The sequence below is a fragment of the Corynebacterium sp. MSK158 genome (genome assembly GCF_030229085.1).
Taxonomy (GTDB): domain Bacteria; phylum Actinomycetota; class Actinomycetes; order Mycobacteriales; family Mycobacteriaceae; genus Corynebacterium.
This window is the reverse complement of record NZ_JASPHJ010000005.1, coordinates 57,353-82,130: the sequence shown is the minus strand read 5'-3', so window position 1 is coordinate 82,130 and position 24,778 is coordinate 57,353. Positions and strand designations below refer to the sequence as shown.

Below are 24,778 nucleotides of genomic sequence, written 5' to 3'. Positions count from 1 at the left end.
CCCCTGATGCACGACAAAGCCCTCCCCGCGAAGGGGAGGGCAAGATCCGCTGCTTCTTAGAAGCGAACTGCGGAGTGAATCGGCATGTAGTTCAGGTCGCGCTCCTGAACCGGGACGCCGGAGTTAAGGGCGTCGATGATGGTGCCGTGGCCGGTGTAGATACCAACGTGGGAAGCACCACCGTAGTAAGCGATGATGTCACCCGGCTGCAGCTGATCCAGGGATACCGGGGTACCGGCGGCAGCCTGTGCCTGAGAGGTACGCGGGATCTGCTTGCCAGCCTGAGCGTATGCCCAGCTGGTCAGACCGGAGCAGTCAAAGGCGTTCGGGCCAGCGGCACCGTATACGTACGGGGAGCCGATGACGGAGCGCGCTGCAGCCAGTGCCTTCTGGCCAACGGTCTGCTGTGCCGGAGCGGCCTGCTTGTGGCCAGCTGCTGCGTAGTTGGTGTTCTGCTGGTTAGAAACCTGACCCAGGGACGGAACGTAGCGGTCGATGTTCGGAACCTGGTCAATGTTCGGGACGTTTTCCAGACCTGCTACCTCAAAGCGGTAGTCAGTATTAGGTACGACGACCTCTGCTGCCTGTGCGACGCCGGGTGCGACGACTGCTGCGGTTGCAGCCAGTGCTGCAGTAGATGCGATGCGACGGGTGTTCTTAATGCCCTGACGACGGTGCTGTGCCATGAGTAAAACTCCAAATCTTCCTGCGCGCCTACTTCTCTTGCAAAAGAAGCTCTGACCCTAGAGGACTAGCGTTCGTTGGGAATCCATTCCTTTAGGATTTCCTCCACTCGGCCCCTCAGTAGGAAGGGCCAGATGCGGCGCTGTAATTCTTCTGTTTAGATTGAGCACCTTTTCGGGCGGTAACTCAATGTCTCGAATAGGTTACGAAATCATCACAAGCAATGTCCATTCGCGACACCAAAATAACGTTTGTTATCGCTTCGTTACCTTCCGTTGACCTTGCCGAGATTTAACCTCCATATGGATGCTGGCGCCCACCAGAATCCACCGCCTCGAGGTCATAAGCTGCACAAATGACAGCGGATGCCGGGCATTCGACCAAAAAGTGTCCTTACTAAAAGTAAGCTTAACAATTAAGACTTTTCTAAATTGTGACTTTCAACACTACGACATTTTGAGAGTCCCTCCTCCTCCACGAGGCCACTCCTTTAACGCACGTCTAGAGCCTCGCTTTCATCACGACGGCGCCCCGCTTTGCCACCTTTCCTTGCGGTCGTTTTAGCTAAACCGCTTCTTGAAGCCCCAAAGGCACTCAACCGACGAGCGCAGCGTACCTCTAGGCAATAAAGCTTTTCGGTATTCACCCCCTCCTGAGCCCACGCACTAAGCTCCTGAAACTGTAAAGCACGACAAAACCGCAAACCATCGATAATCCGCGCACCAGAACACGTACTAAACCGGCTGCACAACAAGCTTCAGCAGCAGTTCTTCAGGTGCTTCTAGATTCATAAATACTCACAGGCACGCAACAGCTCCCCTTCAACAACTCCTGCAGCATCCAGAAGGATGAGAACTGGGATCGGAATCTATCTGTACATACGCAAACCGCCCTTACTCCTTCAGCAGGAGCAAGGGCGGTTCTGTGAGCGCGTTTCGAGTAATCCTCAGGAAAAGCGGCTAAATGCGGCCGTTTTCCTCGTCCTCACGGCGGTTAGCCTCGTTGAGGCGGCGGAACATCTCCGCTTCCTCGTCTTGGTTATCAGAGTGGATTTCATGTACTCGGTGCATGAGGGCCGAATCATCAGGGCTGAAGGTGCCCTGGGTCTCGGAGTCAGCGAGTCCGAGGTGGTTCAGCTGCTTCGGCACCTGAGCGCCTGCGTACTCGAGCGGAACCGGGTGGCCTTCGGCATCAACCGGGCCGAGCGGCTGGTGAACCTCGATGAAGGCACCATTCGGCATCTGCTTGATAACGCCAGTTTCAATACCGTGCTCGAGAACCTCCCGGTCAGAGCGCTGCAAACCAACGCAAATGCGGTAGGTCATGAAGTACGCAATCGGAGGAAGCACGATGAGGCCGATACGACCAACCCAGGTCATAGCGTTCAGCGAAATCTGGAAGAAGTGTGCCACGTGGTCGTTACCACCGGACAGGGTAACCAGCAGGAAGAACACGATGGCAGCAGCGCCGATAGCGGAGCGGGTAGGAACATCGCGCGGACGCTGCAGCAGGTTGTGGTGTGCATCGTCACCGGTGAACTTCTTCTCCAAGAACGGGTACGCCATTAGCAGGACGACCATGAGGCCACACAGCAGAGCTACCCAGAACGCGGAAGGAATGGTGTAGTTGCCGATGTAGAGTTCCCAAGCCGGCATGACACGGGCAACACCGTCAGTCCACAGCATGTAAATATCTGGCTGGGAACCAGCGGAAACTTGGGATGGATTATAAGGTCCAAGCAGCCAGATGGCGTTGATGGTCAGTAGACCAGACATCAGCGCCAGTACGCCAGCCACCATCATGCCCATACCGATGGCCTTGGTGGCGAAGACCGGCATAATGCGGACGCCAACGACGTTGTTCTCCGCACGGCCCGGTCCGGGGAACTGGGTGTGCTTCTGGAACCAAACCATAATCAGGTGGGCTGCAATCAGGCCAAGGATGATGCCCGGAATAACCAGAACGTGCAGGATGTAGAAACGATCCAGCATCAGGTCGGACGGGAAGTCACCGCTAAAGATTGCCCAGTGCAGCCAGGTGCCGATAATCGGCAGACCCAGGATGATGGCGGACATGATTCGCAGACCAACACCGGAAAGCAGGTCGTCCGGCAGGGAGTAACCGAGGAAGCCCTCGATCATGCCCAGCAGGATAAGTGCGCAACCGATAATCCAGTTTGCCTCACGCGGACGACGGAATGCGCCCGTGAAGAAGATGCGCAGCATGTGCGCAACCATGGACATCATGAACAGCAGAGCTGCCCAGTGGTGCATCTGGCGCACGAACAGGCCACCACGAACTTCGAAAGAGATATCCAGCGCGGTGGCGTATGCGCGGGACATTTCTACACCATTAAGCGGTGCGTAGGTGCCGTCGTATATGACCTTGGTGATGGAAGGGTCGAAGAACAGCGCCAGGTAGATACCGGTCAGTACAAGAATGATGAAGCTGTATAGCGCCATCTCACCGAGCATGAAGGACCAGTGGGTCGGAAAGACCTTGTTCAGCTGAGTCCTCAACACGCCGGCGGCGCTATAGCGCTCATCCATGTTGTTGCCCATTTGGGCGAGTTTATTGCTCATTATGACTTACGCTCCCAGAATGCCGGGCCGACAGGCTCAATGAAGTTGCCCTGTGCAACGAGGTATCCCTCGTCATCCACCGTGATAGGCAGCTGTGGCAGTGCGCGGGCAGCCGGGCCGAAGACCGGCTTACCGTAGTGCAAAGCGTCGAACTGCGACTGGTGGCACGGGCACAGGATTCGGTTGGTCTGCGCCTCATACAGAGAGGTCGGGCAACCGATGTGGGTACAGATCTTGGAGTAGGCGTAGTAATCGCCGTGGTGGAAGTCTTCCTGACCTTCGCGCTCGATTGCCTTCTGAGCGTCGTTGTGACGCAGGCGAATCAGCATGACCGCATTGCGGTTGCCGTGAATCGAGTGCATGTGGTGCTCGTAGACATCGCGCTCGGCATCGTACTTGTCGCCATCGTTAACGTCTTCTTCTGCCAGCGGGAAGACGGTCTCCATGCCGCCTGCCGCCAGATCCTCCGGGCGCACACGAACCAAGCGGGTAACACCCTTGGTGCTGTAGTGCTCACCGGTTTCGCCAGAGTGCTTCTCCGCGATGGTACCGGTGTCGCGGGCCAGGTAAAGCTTGACACCTTCATTGTGCAGGGTCCAACCGGAAGTCCACAGGGTGCCGTCGCCGGCATAGTTCATATTGTGGCGAACCTTCCAAGGGTTCTTGATTGCGCCACCAAGCGGAGCAATCACGGTTAGACCGAACAGAACGCCGGCGCCGCCCAGCAGACCCTGAACGGTCTTGCGGCGACCAAGAGTCGAGGTCTTCCAAGAATCGTTCAGAAGGGCGGTCAGGGTACGGCGGTCAACCTCTTCGGAAGGACCGTCGTGACGACGCTGAACGGAGATCTCCTCCGGGAGGATCTTCTTAACGTACTGGACGATGGCGATGCCCAAGCCACAAATTGCGAGGGCTGCAGTAATACCCAGCAACGGGGTGTAGAGAGTGTGCCAAATGTGGCCCTCCTCCCCCAGCTGTTTGTACTGCCACGGCCAGAACAGGTAAACGCCAAGGAATCCGAGGCCGCCGATGACGGACAGGAACAACCAGATAGCAACGTTACGTCCAGCGCGCTTTTCTGCTGGGTCGCCTTCGACTGGGAAACGCTCCTTGCGGAACGCAACGGTGACGTCGTCGAGCTCGGTACCAAGAGCAGCGAGTTCATCGTTGCTCATCTTGTCGAGCTCAGCGTTAGTGTAATTCTTCTTCACATTGCTCATGAGCGCGATCCAATCCACATAGCGGCAGCGCACAGGGCGCTAATGCCGATAATCCACATTGCCAGGCCTTCCGCTACTGGGCCGAGACCACCTAGGTCCCAACCTGCTGGGGAAGGGGTTTCCTTTGCAGACTTGAGGTAGGCAATGATGTCCTTCTTCTCGTCTGCGGTCAGCTGGCGGTCGGAGAACTTAGGCATGTTCTGCGGACCGGTCAGCATAGCCTGGTAGATCTCCTGCTCGCTGGCCGGAGCCAGCTCCGGAGCAAACTTACCGGAGGACAGGGCACCGCCCTGGCCGGTGAAGTTGTGGCAGGAAGCGCAGTTCATGCGGAAGAGCTCGGAGCCCTTCGCTACGTCTTCTGCCTGGATTTCGCCATTGTAGTTAGCACCACGTAGCGATTCTTGGGCAACGCTTCCGTCATCGTTGTAGACAATGTCAGCGCCGCCTCCGTTGGCTGCAACATATGCAGCCAACGCCAGAGTCTGCTGTTCGGTGTAGCGAGGTGCCTTGCGCTCTGCCTGTGCGTCGTTAGACATCATCGGCATACGGCCGGAGTGCACCTGGAAGTACACGGAACCAGCGCCGATACCAACGAGGGACGGACCGCGGCCTTCGATGCCCTGCAGATTGGCACCGTGGCAGGTAATACAAGCGGTGTCATAGATGTCCTTACCCTCTTGGACGAGAGCTTGGTCATCTTTTTCCGCCGTGGCGACCTGTGCGTCCGGGGTCAAGGCAGAAGCCAGGACGCCCGCTCCGGACAGGCCGATCGCCAAAGCGAAGCCACCAGCAAGAGTGCGCTTCGCCTTGCGGCGACGGCGGGTCTTCTTAGCCGCCGCAGTGGTCTGCTCCACTGCCACGGACTGCGAATTGTTATCCATCATTTTCCTTTAGATAACTCGAACACGGGAGGACTGTTTGGGGATCTTGGCCAGTGCTACTGAACCAAGTAAATAACGGTGAAGACGCCGATCCACACAACGTCAACGAAGTGCCAGTAGTAGGACACTGCCATTGCTGCGGTCGCCTGTGCCGGCGTGAACTTGGACTTCGCAACGCGGGCGAGAATGATTGCAAAAGAGATCAGACCCGCGGTTACGTGCGCAGCGTGGAAGCCGGTGATGATATAGAACACCGAACCAAAGACGCTGGACTGCACAGTCACACCTGCGTGAATCAACTCGGTCCACTCAAACGCCATGATACCCAGGAACACAACGCCCAGTACCAGCGTCACGGTGTACCAGAGTCGAAGCTTGTAAACGTCACCCCTTTCTGCGGCAAACACGCCGAACTGCGAGGTCACAGAAGAAGAAATCAGCACTGCCGTAATGAGGAAACCCATGGGCAGGTTGATATGGGCGGTGTGCTCCGCCCAATCGCCTTCCTGACCGTTTGCTCGCGAGGTAAACCACATCGCGAACAGTCCGGCAAAGAACATCAATTCCTGAGACAGGAACACGATGGTGCCCACGCTGACCATATTGGGTCGGTTCAGCGAGGCAGCACGTGGTGCTGTCATACCTTGGTTAGAAACTACGCTCGTCACAGTGGCTATTATGGCTGTTCTGGGCGTTAAAGTCACCTCGATTCCCCCCGCTTTCTCTATTCGTTTTCGATGCTTCATCCAGCGAACGTTCAGCTCTTGAGGGTCAAAAACAATATTCCCCCAAACGGGAACTTTTTGCCCCGCTTTCCGACGCCCCATTGATGCAGGTGACACCACCAGCCGGGCCCTACCCTGAAATTCCTAAGCACCCCAGACGCCTGCGGCCCACACTTGTCGATGCGCCAAGTAGCGCACCCGATCCCAGTCATCCAGAGAGATAAATCACATTTCCTGGACCCCCTAAACGCCCAGCTTTACAACTTTCGAACGACCCCCGCCAAAATCGGCTTCTACGTGCCAGAATGCAGAAGAAGACTAGTCGACAATACGCCACACAGTCAGGTGTCACTCCCCCACCGGCAAAACTTTTTAGAAATCTTGGGAACTTTATGACGCAACAGACGACGCTGGATCGCCAAAGCCCTCCTAGCCATGATGACTAGGAGGGCGGAGAAGTTTTAGGCAGGGATTCCTTTACATCGAGGAATTAGTGCTTTTCCTTCGGCAGGCCGTACTGCAGGGACAGGCCGGTGCAGGCCGCGATGAGGCAGACAGCGCCGAGGGCAATCAGCCAGAAGTAGAGGAAGATGATTCCCAAGCCGAGGAGGCCAATGGCGCCAGTCATAGCCAGCGGCCAGATGGAGCCTGGGGAGAAGAAGCCCAGGATGCCAGCGGCATCTTCAGTTTCTGCCTCTTCCCAATCCTCTGGCAGGACGTCACTGCGGTCATCAGTGAAGTGAAGGTAAGCACCCAGCATCATGCACAGCAGGAAGGCGAGGAACATGCCCACGATGCCAACCCACTCGGCACCGTAGAGGTAGCCATCGTCCTTAACGAAGGTGACGCCGAAGATGTAGACAATCAGCGAGACAAGAAGGTACGTCGCGATTGAGTAAAAGACTTTCGATGTTGCACGCATTGTGTTGTGTCCTTATCTCTTATGCCGCGGTGTTCACGTAGTTATCGCCCTTAGCGGTGTCACGCTCGCCGGAGAACGGGTGGGTGGTTACCGCGTATGGGTCTTGGCCGATTTCTTCCAGGGCCTCCGCGTTGGTGGCATCTGGGTTGTTCTCGCGGAACTTCAGGTACTTGTTGAAGTCCTCCGGAGAGACAACGCGGATTTCAAAGTTCATCATCGAGTGGTAGGTACCGCACATCTCAGCACAACGGCCAACGAATGCGCCCTGCTTCTCAATCTTTTCTACCTGGAAGCTACGCTCCTGAGCGTTTGCCTCGGGGTGTGCGTAGACGTCGCGCTTGAACAAGAACTCCGGTACCCAGAATGCGTGGGAAACGTCGCCGGAAGCCAGACGGAACTCAATCGCGGTATCGGAAGGAAGGACCAGAACCGGAACCTCTTCGGTGGTACCGACGGTCTCAATCTTGTTGTAGTTCAGGTAGGAAAGGTCGCCCATGGACTTGCCGTGGATTGGGTTCGGGTTGTCCACACCCTCAGGGTCGTGAGCAGTCTTCTCTGCCTCAGCCTGACGCTCCTTGTCGGCACCGTCGTAGTTCTCACCATTGACATGGTTCTCGGCGTAACCAAACTTCCAGTTCCACTGGAACGCGGTGACGTCGACGACGACCTTCGGATCCTTATCCAAGGCGGTGACCTTCTGCTGAGTCTGAACGGTGAAGAAGAACAGGCCCATGATGATGAGGATCGGGACGATGGTCAGAACCATCTCCAGCGGAACGTTGTACTGGATCTGGCGCGGGAACTCGCCCTTGCCATCCTTCTTTGCCTTCTTCGCGCTCCAGCGGAAGATTGCAGTAAGGAACAGGCCCCACATAATAAAACCAACGATCCATGCGGCAACCCAGACCCAAATCCAGAAGTTGTACATGGCCTCTGCCTCAGGAGTAATACCCTTCGGCCAACCGAATCCAAGGAGGTTCTCTACAGCAGTTGGTGCCTGAACGTCACAACCTGCCAGAGCGAGTCCACCCAGGGCAAGTGCGCCAGCTACGCCCGCCTTGCGGGCAAAGGTGCGCTTATTACGCTGTCCCACGTGTGTTCTGCCTTTCTGTCCACACAAAACTTCTCGAATACTCACAGAGCACTCTTACCCAATCAGAATAGAGGATAATTGCCAGATTCCCAGCCCGTTTAAAGACATAAAAGGGCACCTAGTGTGCTCATTTCATATTCTCCTTTTGGTAGGTTACCGCCCCACCTGCACAATGTTCCAACCGCACCCCCAGTACCCCTAGACTCCGTGTGCGCCAATTCACAGCATTCCCGTGGAGCCATCATCCGAAAGTTCGCACCCCTATCGGGGAAGCTAATTCCAAGGCAGTCGGCAGGTTTCCTTAAGCCGTGGCGTGTTCTGGTTTCACGCTATGTAGCCGTAAAGTGGGTGACTAGCAATAGACGCTTATATATAAGGAGCAATCTTTACATGTGCGGACTTCTTGGCATGCTCGCCGCCACAGGCAACGTAGATAAGTACGTTGATGCGCTGGAACGATCCCTGCCCTGCATGCGCCACCGCGGTCCAGACGCGGCCGGCACGTGGCATGACGGCGATACCGCCTTCGGCTTCAATCGTCTGTCCATTATTGACTTGGAGCATTCCCATCAGCCCCTCCGCTGGGGCCCGGAGGACCAGCCTGACCGCTACGCCATGACCTTTAATGGTGAAATCTACAACTACGTAGAGCTACGCGAGGAGCTCACAGGTCTCGGCTACACCTTCCACACCGAGGGTGATGGCGAGCCCATTGCGGTGGGCTACCACCACTGGGGCAAGGATGTAGTTAACCACCTGCGCGGCATGTTTGGCATCGTCATCTGGGATACCCACACCAAGACGATGTTTGCTGCCCGTGACCAATTTGGCATCAAGCCGCTGTATTACGCCACTACCCCAGCAGGAACTGTCTTCGCTTCCGAGATGAAGTGCATCCTTGAAATGGCAGACGAGATTGGTCTAGAACTCAACCTTGACCGACGCGCCATTGAACACTATGTGGACCTGCAGTATGTCCCGGAGCCAGAATCTCTCCACGCGAATATTCGCCGCGTTGAATCCGGCTGCACTGTCACTCTTCGCCCGGGCGAAGATGTCGTCTCCGAGCGGTACTTCAAGCCCCGTTTTCCTGTGCAGCAGGTAAAGCAAGGCGAAGAGCAGCAGCTGTTTAACCGCATTGCAGAGGCGCTGGAAGATTCCGTCGCTAAGCACATGCGTGCCGACGTCACCGTGGGTTCCTTCCTATCTGGCGGCATTGACTCCACCGCTATTGCCACACTGGCCAAGCGCCACAACCCAGATCTACTGACCTTTACCACCGGCTTCGAGCGCGAGGGCTATTCTGAGGTCGATGTCGCGGCAGAGTCCGCGGAAGCTATTGGCGTGGAGCACATCGTCAAGATTGTCTCCCCCGAAGAATATGCCGAGTCCATTCCAAAGATCATGTGGTACTTGGACAATCCGGTGGCTGACCCCTCGCTGGTGCCGCTGTACTTTGTGGCGCAGGAGGCCCGCAAACACGTCAAGGTAGTTCTTTCCGGCGAGGGCGCGGACGAGCTCTTTGGCGGCTACACCATCTACAAGGAACCACTATCCCTCGCCCCATTTGAGAAGATCCCTTCCCCACTGCGCCGCGGACTGGGCAAGCTCTCCCAGGTTCTACCCGAGGGCATGAAGGGCAAATCCCTGCTCAACCGTGGTTCGATGACGATGGAAGAGCGTTACTACGGCAATGCTCGTTCCTTCAACTTTGAGCAGATGCAGCGCGTTATCCCGTGGGCAAAGCGCGAATGGGACCACCGCGAGGTTACCGCCCCCATCTACGCCCAGTCCGAGGACTTTGATCCGGTTGCCCGCATGCAGCATTTGGATCTATTCACTTGGATGCGCGGTGACATCCTGGTCAAGGCCGATAAGATCAATATGGCCAACTCGCTGGAGCTGCGCGTGCCATTCTTGGACAAGGAAGTCTTCAAGGTTGCCGAATCCATCCCTTATGACCTGAAGATTTCGCACGGCACCACCAAATACGCCCTGCGCAAGGCCATGGAGCAGATCGTCCCGGCGCATGTTCTACACCGCAAGAAGCTGGGCTTCCCAGTGCCGATGCGCCACTGGCTGGCCGGCGATGAGCTTTATGGCTGGGCCCAGGACACCATCAATGAATCCCAGACCGAGGACATCTTTAATAAAAAGGAAGTTCTCGAGATGCTCAAGGAGCACCGCGATGGCGTTTCTGATCACTCCCGCCGCTTGTGGACCGTGCTGTCCTTTATGATCTGGCACGGCATCTTTGTGGAAAAGCGCATCGATCCGCAGATCGAGCAGCGCGACTACCCAGTCAAGCTCTAAGAGCCTTCCACGCAGAAAAGAGGGTGGGTGCCACTGGCACCCACCCTCTTTTCTGTCCTTCTATTTAGTTGAAGGAATCGCCACAAGCGCAAGAGCCGGTGGCATTCGGGTTATCAATGGTGAATCCCTGGGACTCGATGGTGTCAGCGAAGTCAATCTTGGCACCGGTCAGGTAGGGAACGGACATCTTGTCCACAACGAGGTTTACGCCGCCTACCTGATCAACCTTGTCACCGTCCAAGGTGCGGTCATCAAAGTAGAGCTGGTAGCGCAGGCCAGCGCAGCCACCAGGCTGGACGGCAATGCGCAGGGAGAGATCGTCGCGGCCTTCCTGATCAAGCAGCGCCTTTGCCTTTGCGGCTGCTGCTTCAGTCAGAATGACGCCGGTTGCGGAAGCTGGAGCGGTCATCACTTCTCCTCAATAAGTATTGGATTCGTTGCCACTACCCTACCCGGTTAGTTCAGGTGGGAAAAGGTAGCCCATACCTACAACACCATCTGGGCCGGGCCTATTCCCCTATTCACACCTAAACCTTGTAGTGTGAGGAACGTGAAACTCCCGTGGCAAAAAGATGACAAGACCTCCACTGAGCCCGCCCCTGTACAGGACAAAGCTCAGGCAGAAGTGCAGGAAAAGCCCCAGCGCAAGGGCTATACCCCACCAAAGGGTCGTCCTACGCCAAAGCGCGCAGAGCAAGAGATTGCGCGCGGCGTAAAGCGCGATCCCAATGGCATGTCCGATGCGCAGCGCTACCAGCACCGCAAGGACATGAAGAAGTCCATGAGCAAGGACGAGTGGAAGGAATATAAGAAGAAGGAGCGCCAAGAGCGCCAGCAGGCCAACCGCGAGCAGCAGGCCCGCATGGCAGAGGGCGATCCGCGCTTCCTCCCCGCCCGCGACCAGGGTGAAGTGCGCGCCTATGTGCGCGATTGGGTCGATGCCCGCCGCAGCCTGAGCAACTGGGTCATGCCGATGGCCTTGGTGCTCATCGTGGTCATGTTCTTGACCTACGCGGTCCCCAGCATTGCGACGATCATCAACGCGGTAGCGATGGTTATCCTCGTTATCTTCGCCATCGAGGGCGTCATTTTGGCCCGCCGCTGCAATAATGCCGTGCGCGCCAAGTTCCCCGGCACCACCGAAGCCGGCTTTAGCCTTGGTTTTTATGCGTATTCTCGCGCCAGCCAGCCGCGCAAGTGGCGCATCCCGCGCCCCCGCGTGGAGCTCGGCGCTGACGTTTAAGGGGACTACTCATGGCCATTCCGCAGCCCGATAAGCAGGCACATACCGCACAGGACGCACAGCTCGCCCCTTGGGGGCGCCTGACCGACGCCGCTCAATGGCTCGCTGCTTGCCAAGGCGCGGCCCCTGCCCGTGAGCCGCAGCGCATACGCGCCGTAATTTTCGCGGAACAGGAGGCCTCTCTTTCGGCCGCTGAGACCGCTGCGCGTCGCGCCGAGGCCGGGCTGAATGTAGTCACCGTGACGGATTATTCCCAAGCCTACAGCCTTGGAGCCGCAACAGCGGATGCGGAAATTGATGCCGGGGCTGACCTACTGATTCCCGGCGGCGAGGAGCACGCCCGAGTTCCGGCCGTGGTTATGGCAACGATGACGCAGACGGAGCCGGTAGTGATCGTCGGCAAGCAGCGCAGCGTGGAAGGCTGGAAGCGTGAGGTCTGCGCTATCCGGGACGCTATGTTTCGCGCCCGTAACCTCGAAGGCATGGAGCTAGTTGAATCATGCCAGTCCACGGTGCTAGCAGCCACGGTGGGGTTCATTGCCCGAGCCGCGGAGCGCCGTACGCCCCTGCTTATCGATGCCCCCTTGACCGCCACCGCCGCGCTCCTTGCCGAGCGCGATAACCCCGGCGTGAAAGAATGGCTTTTCGCCACCACGCTGTCCACTGCCCCTGCGCATAAGTTGGCACTGGAAAAGCTAGGGCTCCACCCCCTCCTGGAACTGGGAATGGAGCCACAACCTACGCTCGGTGCCCTCGCGGCGCTGCCACTGCTGCTCACCGGAGTGGAGATCGCCGCGGACGCCTAAGCGTGGGACTACTTCACTAGGGTATGGAGCCAACCGTGGGTATCCTCCACTGCGCCGCGCTGGATTCCGGTGAGGCGCTCGCGCAGGGCCATGGTGATCTCCCCCGCTTCATTGCCATTGACCTGGAAGTCGGCAGAGTCTCCCAACACGTGGCCCACCGGCGTAATAACCGCGGCAGTGCCACAAGCAAAGGCCTCTGACATAGCGCCGGATTCGGCATCGCGCTGCCACTCTTCGGCAGTAATGCGGCGCTCGGTGACCTTGTAGCCCACATCCTGTGCTACCTGCAATAGGGATTCGCGGGTAATGCCGGGCAGCAAAGAGCCCGATAGTTCTGGTGTAACAATCTCCGCGCTATCACCAGAGCCGTACACAAACATCAGGTTCATTCCGCCCATCTCCTCGATGTAGCGGCGCTCAATAGCATCCAACCAGACAACCTGGTCACACCCCTTTTCATCCGCCTGGGCCTGCGCCAAGAGCGAGCCTGCATAGTTGCCCGCAAACTTGGCCGCGCCGGTGCCGCCAGGGGCTGCGCGCACGTAGTCAGTGGACAGCCACACGGATACTGGCTTGATTCCGCCGCTGAAGTAGGAACCCGCTGGGGAGGCAATGAGCACGTAGCGGTAGGAATTGGCGGGGTGAACACCCAAGGAGACCTCGGTGGAGATCATAAACGGGCGCAGGTACAGCGCTGCTTCCCCGCCGGCTTCTGGTACCCAGTTCTGATCCACCTCAACCAATTGGCGCAGGGACTCAATAAACTCCTCCTGCGGAAGCTCCGGCATAGCCAAGCGCTCAGCGGAGTTAATAAAGCGCTGCGCATTGTGGTCCGGCCGGAAAGTAGCGATAGAACCATCCGGCTGGCGGTAGGCCTTGATGCCTTCAAAGATCGCCTGTCCATAATGGAATACGTTGCTGGCCGGGTCCATACTTAACGGACCGTACGGGCGCACCTGAGCATTGTGCCACCCTTTTTCTTCGGTCCAGTCAATGGTGACCATGTGGTCTGTAAAGTGCTTGCCAAAGCCGGGGTTGGCGAGGATGTCGCTCAATTCTTCCGCGGACGTGGGGGTATCGGTACGAGTAATCGTGTAATCAAGCATGCCCACAATCTACCCCTTTATCTATAGCGAGGCAGGAATAAGTTCATCGCCGCGCGGTACAGTGGTGGGAAGATTGATAAGCCTTTCCACAAAGGAGGAGACAAATGGCACAGTCCGATCTACCAGCACGCGGCCACTTTCCCCAGGTAAAGCTGGGAAAGAAGGTTCCTAAGAAGGCGGAAGCTCTACTTATCGCCGCTTTCGAGGGCGAAGGCGGCCTCGAGCTGCCAGGCACCGATCTGCTTGGGGGCGCGGCGCTGCGCTCCACTTATGAAGCACTGGTGGCCGTAGGGGCCTCTGGCAAGGCCGGTGAGGTCACGCGCGTGCCGGCCCCATCCAAGGCGGGCGTAGCATCCATCATCGCCGTTGGCTTGGGCGATGCGGAAGAAGTTGACGATGAGACGCTGCGCCGCGCTGCCGGCCAAGCCGCCCGCTCTATCACCAAGGTGGGGGCCGTAGCCACCTCCCTGGGCGATTTTGGAATCACCCCAGTGGTAGAAGGCCTTATCCTCGGCGGCTATAAGTATTCTGGCCTGCGCTCCGAGTCGGCAGCGGAGACCACCACCTACACCGTGGTGGCGGAGAAGTCCACTCAAAAGGAGTTCGACAGCGCCAAGATTACCGCCGAGTCCGTCCTCATCGCCCGCGACCTCGTCAATACCCCTTCCAACCTGCTCTACCCAGAAACCTACGCCGCGTTCCTGTCTGCCCAAGCGGCAGAGGCCGGCCTTGAGGTAGAGGTCTTGGATGAAAAGGCGCTGGAAAAGCAGGGCTTTGGTGGCATCATGGCCGTCGGCCGCGGATCCGCCCGCCCGCCGCGCTTGGTCCGATTGAGCTGGAAGCCAAAGAAAGCCAAGCGACACGTCGCTTTGGTGGGCAAGGGCATTACCTTTGATACCGGCGGAATTTCCCTGAAGCCGGGCGCCAAGATGTGGGACATGATTTCTGACATGGGCGGTTCCGCTGCAATGGCCGCAGCCATCATCGCCGCAGCAAAGCTGAACCTCAAGGTGGGCATCACCGCTACGCTGCCACTGGCGGAAAACATGCCGGGCAGCGATGCCACCCGCCCGGGTGACGTCATCACCCACTACGGCGGCATTACCTCCGAGGTTCTCAACACTGACGCCGAGGGCCGCCTCGTGCTTGCCGACGCCATTGCGCGCGCCAGCGAGGACAACCCCGATTACCTCATCGAAACCGCTACCTTGACCGGCGCCCAGATGGTCGCCTTGGGTGAGCGCACCGCCGGTGTGATGGGCTCGGAAGAATTCCGCGATCGCATGGCCGAGATCGGCCGCGAGGTGGGCGAGAAGGCTTGGGCCATGCCACTCCTGGAAGAACACGAAGAATCCGTGAAATCCGCCAGCGCCGATATCCGCAATATCAACGCCAAGCGTGAGGGCGGCATGGAATACGCCGGCACCTACCTCCAGCACTTCGTGGGCGAGGGAATCGAATGGGCCCATATCGATGTGGCTGGCCCTTCCTTCAACACCACGGGCGCTTATGGATATACCCCGAAGATGGGCACCGGCGTGCCCACCCGCACGGTGGTTGCCGCCCTGCGCGAGATTGCTGAATTAAAGTAGCACCACTACAGGCTTTGTGCGTTTAGAATCCTAGAAGCATGAAGCCTGCTCTAATCATCGTTGACGTACAACATGACTTCTGCCCCGGCGGCGCCTTAGCCACCGAGCGGGGCAATGAGGTCGCTGCAAAAATCGCTACCCTGCAACAGGACTACGAAACCGTCGTAGCCACGCAGGATTGGCATATCGATCCGGGTTCTCACTTTTCTAAGGACCCGGATTTTGTCGATTCTTGGCCAGTGCACTGCGTAGCCGACTCCCACGGGGCGGCCATGCATGAGGCCATCGGGCCGGCGCAAGCCTACTTCCGCAAGGGCGAATACACCGCCGCCTATTCCGGATTCGAGGGCGCTGCGAACGGCACCTTGCTCGCTGACTGGTTGCGCGAGCGCCACATAGACGCCGTGGATATCGTGGGCATTGCCACCGATCACTGCGTGCGTGCCACGGCCGCCGACGCCCTTAAAGAGGGCTTTACCGTCCGCGTACTGCGTGAGTATTGCTCCCCCGTTGATGATGCCCGTGGCGAGACTGCGTTGCAGGAATTGGCCGCTGCCGGCGCCACCATCTGCTAAACACATGAAGACGCCTACGGCCCTCGAACCGAATCTGGTCCGAGGGCCGCTGGCGCCTCTCTACAAGGTGTTTCCATCTATCGGCTAAAGCAGCCGCCCTCTGGAAACGGGAGGGGTTCTCTCTATCTCTCTCGCATGCGCTCTCTCAAACGCATGAATTAAGTATGGGGCATCGAAATTGGATCCGGGTGTCAAGTACCTGAAATTTTCCTGTTGAATTGTGCTACCAAGGCTCCTTCTACCTCACCTCGACAAATGCGTCTCCACCCAAACGGCGAAAGCCCTGCGCTACGCGAGACGATTGTTATAGGGTGATCTGCGTCCCCACGGGTGCCCGAGCACGGGCTGAGAGTGCGCTAAAGCTGCGCATAGACCGTTCGAACCTGTTTGGTTAATACCTACGAAGGAAGAGAGGAGCGCTTGCCATGACGGCTGCCCCAGAAAACCACCCTAAGCATTCCTATTCCCCCATTCACCACGACGGTCTAGAAGTTCCAGAGACCGAAATCCAACTAGATGATTCCCCGCAAGGCCCCAATGAGCCCTTCCGCGTCTACCGCACGCGTGGGCCAGAATGCGCACCTGAAGTGGGGCTACCGGCCTTGCGCAGCGAGTGGATTAGCGAGCGCGGAGATACCAAAGAATACGCCGGTCGCGGCCGCGATCTGGCCGACGATGGACGTGCCGCACAGCGCCGCGGGGCGTCTTCCCAAGAGTGGAAAGGCTCTAAGCGCACGCCGCTAAAGGCTCAGCCCGGGCGCCGCGTAACCCAAATGCATTACGCCCGCCAAGGAATCATCACCCGCGAAATGGAATTCGTAGCACTGCGTGAGCACTGCGATCCGGAATTCGTTCGCGCTGAGGTAGCTCGCGGCCGCGCCATTATCCCTAATAATGTCAACCACCCCGAGTCTGAGCCCATGATCATTGGGCGAAAATTTCTCACCAAAATCAACGCCAATATTGGTAACTCCGCGGTTACCTCCTCCATCGAGGAAGAAGTGTCCAAACTGCGCTGGGCTACCCAGTGGGGCGCGGACACCGTGATGGATCTTTCCACTGGTGACGATATCCACACCACCCGCGAGTGGATCCTCCGCAATTCCCCAGTTCCCATTGGCACCGTGCCCATTTACCAAGCATTGGAAAAGGTCAATGGCGTGGCAGAGGATCTGACCTGGGAAATCTTCCGCGATACCGTCATCGAGCAATGCGAACAGGGTGTGGACTATATGACCATTCACGCCGGTGTGCTCTTGGCGTATGTACCGCTAGCAAGCAATCGCGTGACCGGCATTGTCAGCCGTGGTGGCTCCATCATGGCGGGATGGTGCCTTGCTCACCACAAAGAGTCATTTCTGTACGAGCACTTCGATGAGCTATGCGAGATTTTCGCTCAATACGATGTTGCATTTTCGCTTGGCGACGGCCTGCGCCCCGGCAGCCTTGCCGATGCTAACGACGCCGCCCAATTTGCAGAGCTAAAGACTATCGGCGAACTTACCCGCCGCGCCTGGGAGTATGACGTCCAAGTCATGGTGGAAGGCCCCGGACACGTGCCGCTCAACATGATTCAAGAAAACAACGAACTCGAACAGGACTGGGCTTCAGATGCCCCCTTCTATACCCTGGGCCCTCTAGTTACCGATATCGCCCCTGGCTATGATCACATCACTTCCGCCATCGGTGCCGCCCATATCGCAATGGGTGGTACGGCCATGTTGTGCTATGTCACGCCGAAGGAGCACTTGGGACTGCCCAACCGCGATGATGTAAAAACTGGTGTCATTACTTATAAGATTGCGGCGCACTCAGCGGACGTTGCCAAGGGACATCCAGGCGCCCGCGCATGGGACGATGCCATGAGCAAGGCCCGCTTTGAATTTCGCTGGAATGACCAATTTGCGCTCTCCCTCGACCCAGAGACCGCTCAGGCCTATCACGATGAAACGTTGCCTGCTGAGCCAGCAAAGACCGCACACTTTTGTTCCATGTGTGGGCCGAAGTTCTGCTCCATGCGCATTAGCCAAGACATCCGCGAGATGTTCGGCGGGCAAATGGCCGAGCTCGGCATGCCGACGCTGGGCGAGCAGGTCCGTGCGGCAGCCCACGGCCCAGCACCACAGGAAGGTATGCAGGAAAAATCCGCCGAATTCCGCCGCAACGGGTCTCAAATTTATTTACGCGAGGATGCTGACCTAGCTTAGCTCTCGCCCTGTATCGGGATTTTCGCCGCGCTCAAATCGGGCGCGGCGTTGCCTTTGTTCTTCCCTTTTGCGCAAGATGCGCTGCCTTTCCATGCGATCGCGCATGCGCTGCGGATAGCCGGTTTCTTCCACGTCATAAATATCGCAGCTCAAAAGTTTGGCCACCGCATCAATTCCTTTCGGCCCGCCAATACGGCGCCGGATAAAATCGCCGTGTTCATCCACAACGACAACGGACATCTCATTGACTACAGTTTCCGGTTCCACAAAGGCCTCTACATATACCTTTCCGGCGGCCCATTGTTGCAGATCCTGCGCGTCTTCCGGGCGGATGGTCTCCCCCGGTCCGCGGGGTGGTCGCAGTGACGATCTGGACTTGTTGCGGCGGAAAGGGTTGAACATAATTCCCTAGCTTACCCGGAAGGAGGGTAGTTACTAACCCCACATCTGCACGAGGGTGAGCATCACGCTGTAAGATTGTCGGGTAGCGATAGAACACTTCCAACTTTCGAGGAGTCTTATAACTCATGGCGAACTCCGTTGAGATGCCCGAGCTGGGCGAATCCGTAACCGAAGGCACCATCACGCAGTGGCTCAAGTCCGTAGGCGACACCGTCGAGGTCGACGAACCATTGCTCGAGGTCTCCACTGACAAGGTCGATACCGAAATCCCCTCCCCCGTAGCCGGCACCATTATTGAAATTAAGGCTGACGAGGATGACACCATCGAGGTCGGCGAGGTCATCGCCATCATCGGTGACGAGGATGAGGCAGGCTCCGCATCCAACGACTCCTCCGCTGACAAGGGCGAGGAAGAAGCAGAAGAAAAGAAGGAAGAGCCGAAGGCTGACTCCTCCAACGGCGGCTCCGGCGACGCAGCCGACGTGGAAATGCCAGAACTCGGCGAATCCGTCACCGAGGGCACCATCACGCAGTGGCTGAAGTCCGTAGGCGACACCGTCGAGGTAGACGAGCCACTGCTCGAGGTCTCCACCGACAAGGTCGACACCGAAATTCCTTCCCCAGTAGCAGGCACCCTGGTAGAAATCCTCGCAGACGAGGACGACACCATCGAGGTCGGCGAAGTCATCGCCCGCATCGGCGACGAAAACGCCACCGCATCCTCCTCCGAGGCCAAGCCAGAGCCACAGGAAGAAAAGAAGGAAGAGCCAAAGGCCGAAGAAAAGGAAGAGCCAAAGGCTGACTCCTCCAACGGCGGCTCCGGTGACGCAGCCGACGTGGAAATGCCAGAACTCGGCGAATCCGTCACCGAGGGCACCATCACGCAGTGGCTGAAGTCCGTAGGCGACACCGTCGAGGTAGACGAGCCACTGCTCGAGGTCTCCACCGACAAGGTCGACACCGAAATTCCTTCCCCAGTAGCAGGCACCCTGGTAGAAATCCTCGCAGACGAGGACGACACCATCGAGGTCGGCGAAGTCATCGCCCGCATCGGCGACGAAAACGCCACCGCATCCTCCTCCGAGGCCAAGCCAGAGCCACAGGAAGAAAAGAAGGAAGAGCCAAAGGCCGAAGCAAAGGAAGACAAGAAGCCAGAACCGAAGGCTGAGGAAAAGAAGGAGTCGCAGCAGGATTCCTCCCTGAACACCTCTGCCAAGGTCAACAATGGCGACAACGTTCCTTATGTCACCCCACTGGTACGCAAGCTGGCTGAAAAGCACGGCGTAGACCTCAACACCGTTGAGGGCACCGGCGTGGGCGGCCGCATCCGCAAGCAGGACGTGCTCTCCGCTGCTGGTGAGGGCGATGCACCTGCCAAGTCTGGCGCACAGTCCAATAACTCCCCACGCGCTCGTTGGTCCACCAAGTCCGTGGATCCGGCCAAGCAGGAGCTCATCGGTACCACCCAGAAGGTCAACCGCATCCGCGAAATCACCGCCGCCAAGATGGTCGAGGCGCTGCAGATTTCCGCGCAGCTGACCCACGTCCAGGAAGTCGACATGACTGCCATCTGGGATATGCGCAAGAAGAACAAGCAGGCGTTCATCGACAAGCACGGTGCCAACCTGTCCTTCCTGCCATTCATCGTGAAGGCTACCGCCGAGGCTCTGGTCTCCCACCCGAACGTCAATGCGTCCTACAACCCAGAGACCAAGGAGATGACCTACCACTCGGACGTCAACATCGCTATCGCCGTTGACACCCCGAAGGGCCTGCTCACCCCGGTCATCCACAAGGCACAGGACATGACTCTGCCGCAGATCGCTCAGCAGATTGCAGAGCTGGCTGATAAGGCCCGCAATAACAAGCTGAAGCCGAACGATCTCACCGGTGCTACCTTCACCGTGACCAACATCGGTTCCGAGGGTGCCATGCTCGATACCCCGATCTTGGTTCCGCCACAGGCCGGCATCCTGGGCACCGCAGCTATTGAAAAGCGCCCGGTCGTTGTCAACGAGAATGGCCAGGACGCCATCGCCATCCGCCAGATGTGCTACCTGCCATTCACCTACGATCACCAGGTAGTTGACGGTGCGGACGCAGGCCGCTTCATCACCACCATCAAGGACCGCCTGCAGACCGCAGACTTCCAGGCAGACCTCGAAGTCTAAAGGTTCTATCGCCGCTTAAAGCCTCTTAGCCCCACCGCAGGGCTAAGAGGCTTTAGCTATGTCTGGGGTGCCAAGTGGGGGTGATGGATCCAAAATCACCGGACTAATCCATCCCCTTTTATTCGAGGTGTTGAGGGTGCCTTGCCCCTAAGCCCATGGTGAGCGCACTGGGCGCAGATCTATACAGTGACGGGCTGCATAAAAGTTTCCAAAGGGGGAACGGTTCACCCATTGTTAAACATATAATTGGGGCGGTTACAGCCACTGTCCCCCTATTAAGGAGTCTCACTGACATGGAATTCATCTCCCGCCATCTAGGGCCGGATTCTGCGGAGCAGGCCACCATGCTTGCGAAGGTAGGCTACGACAGCGTGGACGCGCTGGTCGATGCCGCCATTCCGTCAAAGATCCGCGCCGCAGAACTGCCTCAGCTTCCTGAGGCACTCTCGGAAGATGAGGCGCAGGCTACATTGCGGGAGTACGCCAACCAGAACACCGTGCTGAAGTCCTTCTACGGACAAGGCTTTTCTGACACCCTCACTCCCGCGGTCATCCGCCGCGGTTTATTGGAAGATGCGGGATGGTACACCGCCTACACCCCGTATCAGCCAGAGATCTCCCAGGGTCGTCTGGAAGCGCTGCTCAACTTCCAGACCATGATTGAGTCCCTGACCGGTCTGCCCATCGCGAATGCATCCTTGCTGGATGAGGCCTCCGCCACCGCGGAAGCCGTGGGGCTTATGTCCCGCGCGGTAAAGAAGGGCCGCCGCGTGGTACTGGATTCTCGCCTGCACCCGCAGGTGCTTACCGTCGCCGCGGAGCGCGCCCGCGCGATTGACCTCGAGGTAGAGATCGTAGACCTGCGCGAAGGCCTCGTGGGCGAGGATCTCATCGGCGCAGTAATCGCCTACACCGGTACCGAGGGCGATATCTTTGATCCCTCCACCGTCATCGAGGAGCTGCACACCCGTGGCGCACTGGCTACCGTGGCCACCGACCCGCTTTCGCTGCTCCTGCTGGAGGCACCTGGCTCGCTGGGCGCCGATATTGTGCTCGGTTCTTCCCAGCGCTTTGGCGTTCCGCTCTTCTTCGGCGGCCCGCACGCTGCCTACATGGCGGTCACGGAAAAGCTGAAGCGCCAGATGCCTGGCCGCATCGTAGGCGTTTCCAAGGACGCGGATGGTCGCCCAGCCTACCGCCTAGCGCTGCAGACCCGCGAGCAGCATATTCGCCGCGAACGTGCCACTTCCAATATCTGTACCGCGCAGGCGCTACTGGCCAACGTCGCCTCCATGTACGCCGTCTACCACGGCCCGCAAGGTCTCAAAGCCATTGCCCAGCGCGTCCACGCGCTCGCTTCCTCCTTTGCGCAGTCCGTTAAGGACGCCGGAAAGCAACTAGTGTCCGAGGACTTCTTCGACACCGTTACCGTCGCCGGCGTAGACGCCGCCACCATCAAAGCTGACCTCCAGAAGGAGGGCTACCTCGTGCGCACCATCGGCGAGGACAAGGTATCGGTGTCCTTTGGTGAGTCGGCGACCAAGGAGGACGTCGCCAAGCTCGCCCAAGCCTTCGGCGCCGAATCTGCTGAGGCTGACTTCGCCCTGCCGGAGAACCTGCAGCGCGGCGAGGAGCCGCTTCAGCACGAGATCTTCAATCGCATTCACTCCGAGACCCAGATGCTGCGCTACCTGCGCAAGCTGGCCGATAAGGACTTGGCGCTCGACCGCACCATGATTCCGCTGGGCTCCTGCACCATGAAGCTCAACCCCACCGCGGCCATGGAACCCATCTCCTGGCCGGAGTTTGCAGGCATCCACCCCTACGCACCAGAGGAAACGACCGCCGGTTGGCGCGCCTTGGTAGAAGAGATTGAGGGCTGGCTGGCCGAGGTCACCGGCTACGCCAAGGTCTCCATCCAGCCCAATGCCGGTTCCCAGGGCGAGCTGGCGGGTCTTTTGGCCATCCGCCGCTACCACGTGGCCAACGGCGATAACGAGCGCGATGTAGTGCTCATCCCAGCCTCCGCGCACGGGACCAATGCGGCTTCGGCAACGCTGGCCAACCTGCGCGTTGTTGTGGTGAAGACCGCCGAGGACGGCTCTATTGACCTGGCGGATTTGGATGACAAGATTGCCAAGCACGGCAACCACATCGCCGGCATCATGGTGACCTACCCCTCCACCCACGGTGTCTTTGATCCGGAGGTCCGCGACGTATGCGATAAGGTCCACGCGGTGGGCGGCCAGGTCTACATCGACGGTGCGAATATGAACGCGCTGACCGGCTGGGCCCGCCCAGGCCAGTTCGGCGGCGATGTTTCCCACCTCAACCTGCACAAGACCTTTACCATTCCGCATGGCGGTGGCGGCCCGGGCGTGGGCCCGGTTGCAGTGGCCGAGCACCTTATCCCCTTCCTACCCACCAACGCCGCGGATCCGCAGCTGGATGCCACCATCGCTACCCCGGTAGGTCAGGGCGTGCCAATTACCAATACCAAGTACGGCTCGGCGGGTGTGCTGCCGATTTCCTGGGCGTACCTAGCTATGACCGGTGCGCAGGGACTAGCCCAGGCCTCCGCCCACGCGATTTTGGGCGCGAACTACCTGGCCAAGTCCTTGGAAGATTCCTTCCCGGTGCTCTACACCGGCAATGCTGGCTTGGTTGCGCACGAATGCATCCTGGATCTGCGCGCGCTTACCGACGCCTCCGGGGTCACCGCCGCCGACGTAGCCAAGCGCCTCGTGGACTTTGGTTTCCACGCCCCCACCCTTGCCTTCCCTGTGGCCGGAACCCTCATGGTCGAGCCCACCGAGTCTGAAGACTTGGCCGAGCTGGACCGCTTCATCGAGGCTATGCGCACCATTCGCGCCGAGATCCAAGAGATCATCGACAGCGAGGTGTCCTACGAAGGCTCCGTTATCCACCACGCACCATTTACCGCGGAGTCCATCGGTGCCGATGCGTGGGAGTTCGCCTTCAGCCGCGAAAAGGCAGCGTGGCCCGTGAAATCCCTGCGCCACAGCTACAAGTACTTCCCGCCGGTGCGCCGCATCGACGAGGCCTACGGCGACCGCAACCTGGTCTGTAGCTGCCCACCACCAGAAGCTTTCGACATCGACGATTCTGAGGAGTAACCATGACCGAACTACTCACCTCCCCGCTTCATGCCGAGCACGAAAAGCTCGGCGCCACTTTCACGGCCTTCGGCCCGTGGAACATGCCCTTGAAATACCAGAATGAGCTGGATGAGCACCGCGCGGTGCGTAGCACCGCTGGCCTCTTTGACCTGTCCCACATGGGCGAAATCTGGGTCAACGGCGCCGACGCCGGCGCGTTCTTGTCCTATGCCTTCATCTCCAACTTCGAGCCACTCAAGGTGGGCAAGGCCAAGTACTCCATGATTACCGCTGAAGACGGCGGCATCATCGATGACCTGATTACCTACCGCTTTGAAGAGGACAAATTCCTCGTCGTCCCGAATGCCGGCAACGCCGATACCGTATGGGACGAGCTCAATAAGCGCGCCGAGGGCTTCGATGTTTCCCTGAAGAACGAGTCCCTGGACGTCGCCATGATCGCCGTCCAGGGCCCTAAAGCCGCAGAAATCCTCGTCCCACTGGTAGAAGACAATAAGCAGGACGAGGTATATAACCTCGGCTACTACGCCGCGACCATGGGCAAGGTAGCGCGCACTTTCGCCATTATCGCGCGCACCGGCTACACCGGTGAGGACGGCTTCGAGCTCATCGTGTATAACTCCGATGCCCCGCAGCTGTGGGAAGAACTCCTCAAGGCCGGTGCGGAATACGACCTCAAGCCGTGCGGTCTTGCCGCCCGCGATTCCCTGCGCCTCGAGGCCGGCATGCCGCTCTACGGCAACGAGCTCTCTCGCGATATCACCCCAGTAGAGGCGGGCATGGCGCGTGCCTTTGCCAAGAAGGAGGCCGATTTCGTCGGCGCCGAGGTCATCCGCCAGCGCGCCGCCGAAGGCCCACAGGTGGCTATCACCGGCCTCACCTCCACGCAGCGCCGCGCCGCGCGCACCGGAGCCGAAGTATTCGTGGGAGACAAGAAGGTCGGAACCGTCACCTCCGGCCAGCCTTCCCCCACCCTGGGACACCCAGTGGCCATCGCGCTGCTGGAAACCAGCGCCGAACTCGAGCCCGGCGCCGAAGTCGAGGTAGAGATCCGCGGCAAGCGCTATCCTTTTGAAGTAACCGCGTTGCCGTTCTACAAGCGCGATAAGTAAACAT

At 58.6% G+C, this 24,778-nt stretch carries 19 protein-coding genes and 1 riboswitch; of the genes, 9 read left to right on the top strand and 10 right to left on the bottom strand.

Annotated elements, in window-relative coordinates; translation table 11 throughout:
• Positions 1 to 56: 56 nt before the first annotated feature.
• The 7 genes from QP915_RS05590 to ctaC all read right to left on the bottom strand — a co-directional run bounded on the left by QP915_RS05590 (position 57) and on the right by ctaC (position 8,107).
• A complete protein-coding gene (locus tag QP915_RS05590; RefSeq protein WP_284765747.1) occupies positions 57 to 686 on the bottom strand; it encodes a C40 family peptidase in 630 nt (209 codons plus the stop codon).
• A gap of 957 nt (positions 687 to 1,643) precedes the next feature.
• Entirely contained in the window at positions 1,644 to 3,266 is a 1,623-nt protein-coding gene (gene qcrB, locus QP915_RS05585; protein ID WP_284768509.1) for a cytochrome bc1 complex cytochrome b subunit, read from the bottom strand.
• A complete protein-coding gene (gene qcrA / locus QP915_RS05580; protein WP_239193586.1) occupies positions 3,266 to 4,486 on the bottom strand; it encodes a cytochrome bc1 complex Rieske iron-sulfur subunit in 1,221 nt (406 codons plus the stop codon). Before qcrA ends, qcrB begins: the two co-directional genes overlap by 1 nt.
• Entirely contained in the window at positions 4,483 to 5,370 is an 888-nt protein-coding gene (gene qcrC, locus QP915_RS05575; protein WP_005324465.1) for a cytochrome bc1 complex diheme cytochrome c subunit, read from the bottom strand. The genes qcrA and qcrC overlap by 4 nt, the downstream gene beginning before the upstream one ends.
• Positions 5,371 to 5,423: 53 nt before the next feature.
• Positions 5,424 to 6,035, bottom strand: coding sequence for an aa3-type cytochrome oxidase subunit III (gene ctaE, locus QP915_RS05570; RefSeq protein ID WP_430516378.1), 612 nt, complete (start codon positions 6,033 to 6,035; stop codon positions 5,424 to 5,426).
• 547 nt (positions 6,036 to 6,582) lie between these two features.
• Positions 6,583 to 7,014 (bottom strand): aa3-type cytochrome oxidase subunit IV, encoded by a 432-nt coding sequence (gene ctaF, locus QP915_RS05565; RefSeq protein WP_005328946.1) that lies wholly within the window; start codon positions 7,012 to 7,014, stop codon positions 6,583 to 6,585.
• 19 nt (positions 7,015 to 7,033) lie between these two features.
• On the bottom strand, positions 7,034 to 8,107 hold the full coding sequence (gene ctaC, locus QP915_RS05560) for an aa3-type cytochrome oxidase subunit II (protein ID WP_284768507.1): 1,074 nt from the start codon (positions 8,105 to 8,107) through the stop codon (positions 7,034 to 7,036).
• Positions 8,108 to 8,497: 390 nt separating this feature from the next.
• Between ctaC and asnB the strand changes: the two genes are divergently transcribed.
• The gene (gene asnB, locus QP915_RS05555) at positions 8,498 to 10,420 is read left to right on the top strand and encodes an asparagine synthase (glutamine-hydrolyzing) (RefSeq protein ID WP_284768505.1); all 1,923 of its coding nucleotides are present in this window, start codon (positions 8,498 to 8,500) and stop codon (positions 10,418 to 10,420) included.
• A 64-nt stretch (positions 10,421 to 10,484) separates the two neighbouring features.
• Here the strand turns inward: asnB and QP915_RS05550 are convergent, their stop codons facing one another.
• Positions 10,485 to 10,829 (bottom strand): HesB/IscA family protein, encoded by a 345-nt coding sequence (locus tag QP915_RS05550; protein ID WP_005324455.1) that lies wholly within the window; start codon positions 10,827 to 10,829, stop codon positions 10,485 to 10,487.
• A gap of 141 nt (positions 10,830 to 10,970) precedes the next feature.
• Here QP915_RS05550 and QP915_RS05545 point away from each other — a divergent pair, with 141 nt between their 5' ends.
• Complete coding sequence (locus tag QP915_RS05545; RefSeq protein WP_284768503.1) at positions 10,971 to 11,663, top strand: DUF3043 domain-containing protein; 693 nt, start codon at positions 10,971 to 10,973, stop codon at positions 11,661 to 11,663.
• Between the two features lie 11 nt (positions 11,664 to 11,674).
• Entirely contained in the window at positions 11,675 to 12,469 is a 795-nt protein-coding gene (locus QP915_RS05540) for a nicotinate-nucleotide--dimethylbenzimidazole phosphoribosyltransferase (protein ID WP_284768501.1), read from the top strand.
• 8 nt (positions 12,470 to 12,477) lie between these two features.
• On the opposite strand, the gene QP915_RS05535 is transcribed toward QP915_RS05540, so the two are convergent.
• Positions 12,478 to 13,575, bottom strand: a complete 1,098-nt coding sequence (locus QP915_RS05535; protein WP_284768500.1) for a branched-chain amino acid aminotransferase — start codon at positions 13,573 to 13,575, stop codon at positions 12,478 to 12,480.
• Positions 13,576 to 13,679: 104 nt separating this feature from the next.
• Between QP915_RS05535 and QP915_RS05530 the strand changes: the two genes are divergently transcribed.
• The 3 genes from QP915_RS05530 (at position 13,680) to thiC (ending at position 17,949) form a co-directional block, all read left to right on the top strand.
• Entirely contained in the window at positions 13,680 to 15,167 is a 1,488-nt protein-coding gene (locus QP915_RS05530) for a leucyl aminopeptidase (RefSeq protein ID WP_284768497.1), read from the top strand.
• A gap of 38 nt (positions 15,168 to 15,205) precedes the next feature.
• Positions 15,206 to 15,742 (top strand): isochorismatase family protein, encoded by a 537-nt coding sequence (locus QP915_RS05525; RefSeq protein ID WP_284768495.1) that lies wholly within the window; start codon positions 15,206 to 15,208, stop codon positions 15,740 to 15,742.
• Positions 15,743 to 16,058: 316 nt separating this feature from the next.
• Positions 16,059 to 16,169, top strand: a riboswitch (TPP riboswitch).
• Positions 16,168 to 17,949: a phosphomethylpyrimidine synthase ThiC gene (gene thiC / locus QP915_RS05520; RefSeq protein ID WP_284768493.1), complete on the top strand. Its 1,782-nt coding sequence runs from the start codon at positions 16,168 to 16,170 to the stop codon at positions 17,947 to 17,949. Its footprint overlaps the riboswitch before it by 2 nt.
• Here the strand turns inward: thiC and QP915_RS05515 are convergent.
• Entirely contained in the window at positions 17,941 to 18,351 is a 411-nt protein-coding gene (locus tag QP915_RS05515) for an oxidoreductase (protein ID WP_225746692.1), read from the bottom strand. The two genes, thiC and QP915_RS05515, sit on opposite strands and share 9 nt — an antisense overlap.
• A 125-nt stretch (positions 18,352 to 18,476) precedes the next feature.
• Between QP915_RS05515 and sucB the strand changes: the two genes are divergently transcribed.
• The 3 genes from sucB (at position 18,477) to gcvT (ending at position 24,774) form a co-directional block, all read left to right on the top strand.
• Positions 18,477 to 20,522: a 2-oxoglutarate dehydrogenase, E2 component, dihydrolipoamide succinyltransferase gene (sucB, locus tag QP915_RS05510; RefSeq protein ID WP_284768490.1), complete on the top strand. Its 2,046-nt coding sequence runs from the start codon at positions 18,477 to 18,479 to the stop codon at positions 20,520 to 20,522.
• A 293-nt stretch (positions 20,523 to 20,815) separates the two neighbouring features.
• Complete coding sequence (gene gcvP, locus QP915_RS05505) at positions 20,816 to 23,659, top strand: aminomethyl-transferring glycine dehydrogenase (RefSeq protein ID WP_284768488.1); 2,844 nt, start codon at positions 20,816 to 20,818, stop codon at positions 23,657 to 23,659.
• A 2-nt stretch (positions 23,660 to 23,661) separates the two neighbouring features.
• Positions 23,662 to 24,774 carry a glycine cleavage system aminomethyltransferase GcvT gene (gene gcvT, locus QP915_RS05500; RefSeq protein WP_284768485.1) on the top strand — a complete coding sequence of 371 codons (1,113 nt, stop codon included), beginning with the start codon at positions 23,662 to 23,664 and terminating at the stop codon, positions 24,772 to 24,774.
• Positions 24,775 to 24,778 lie beyond the last annotated feature (4 nt).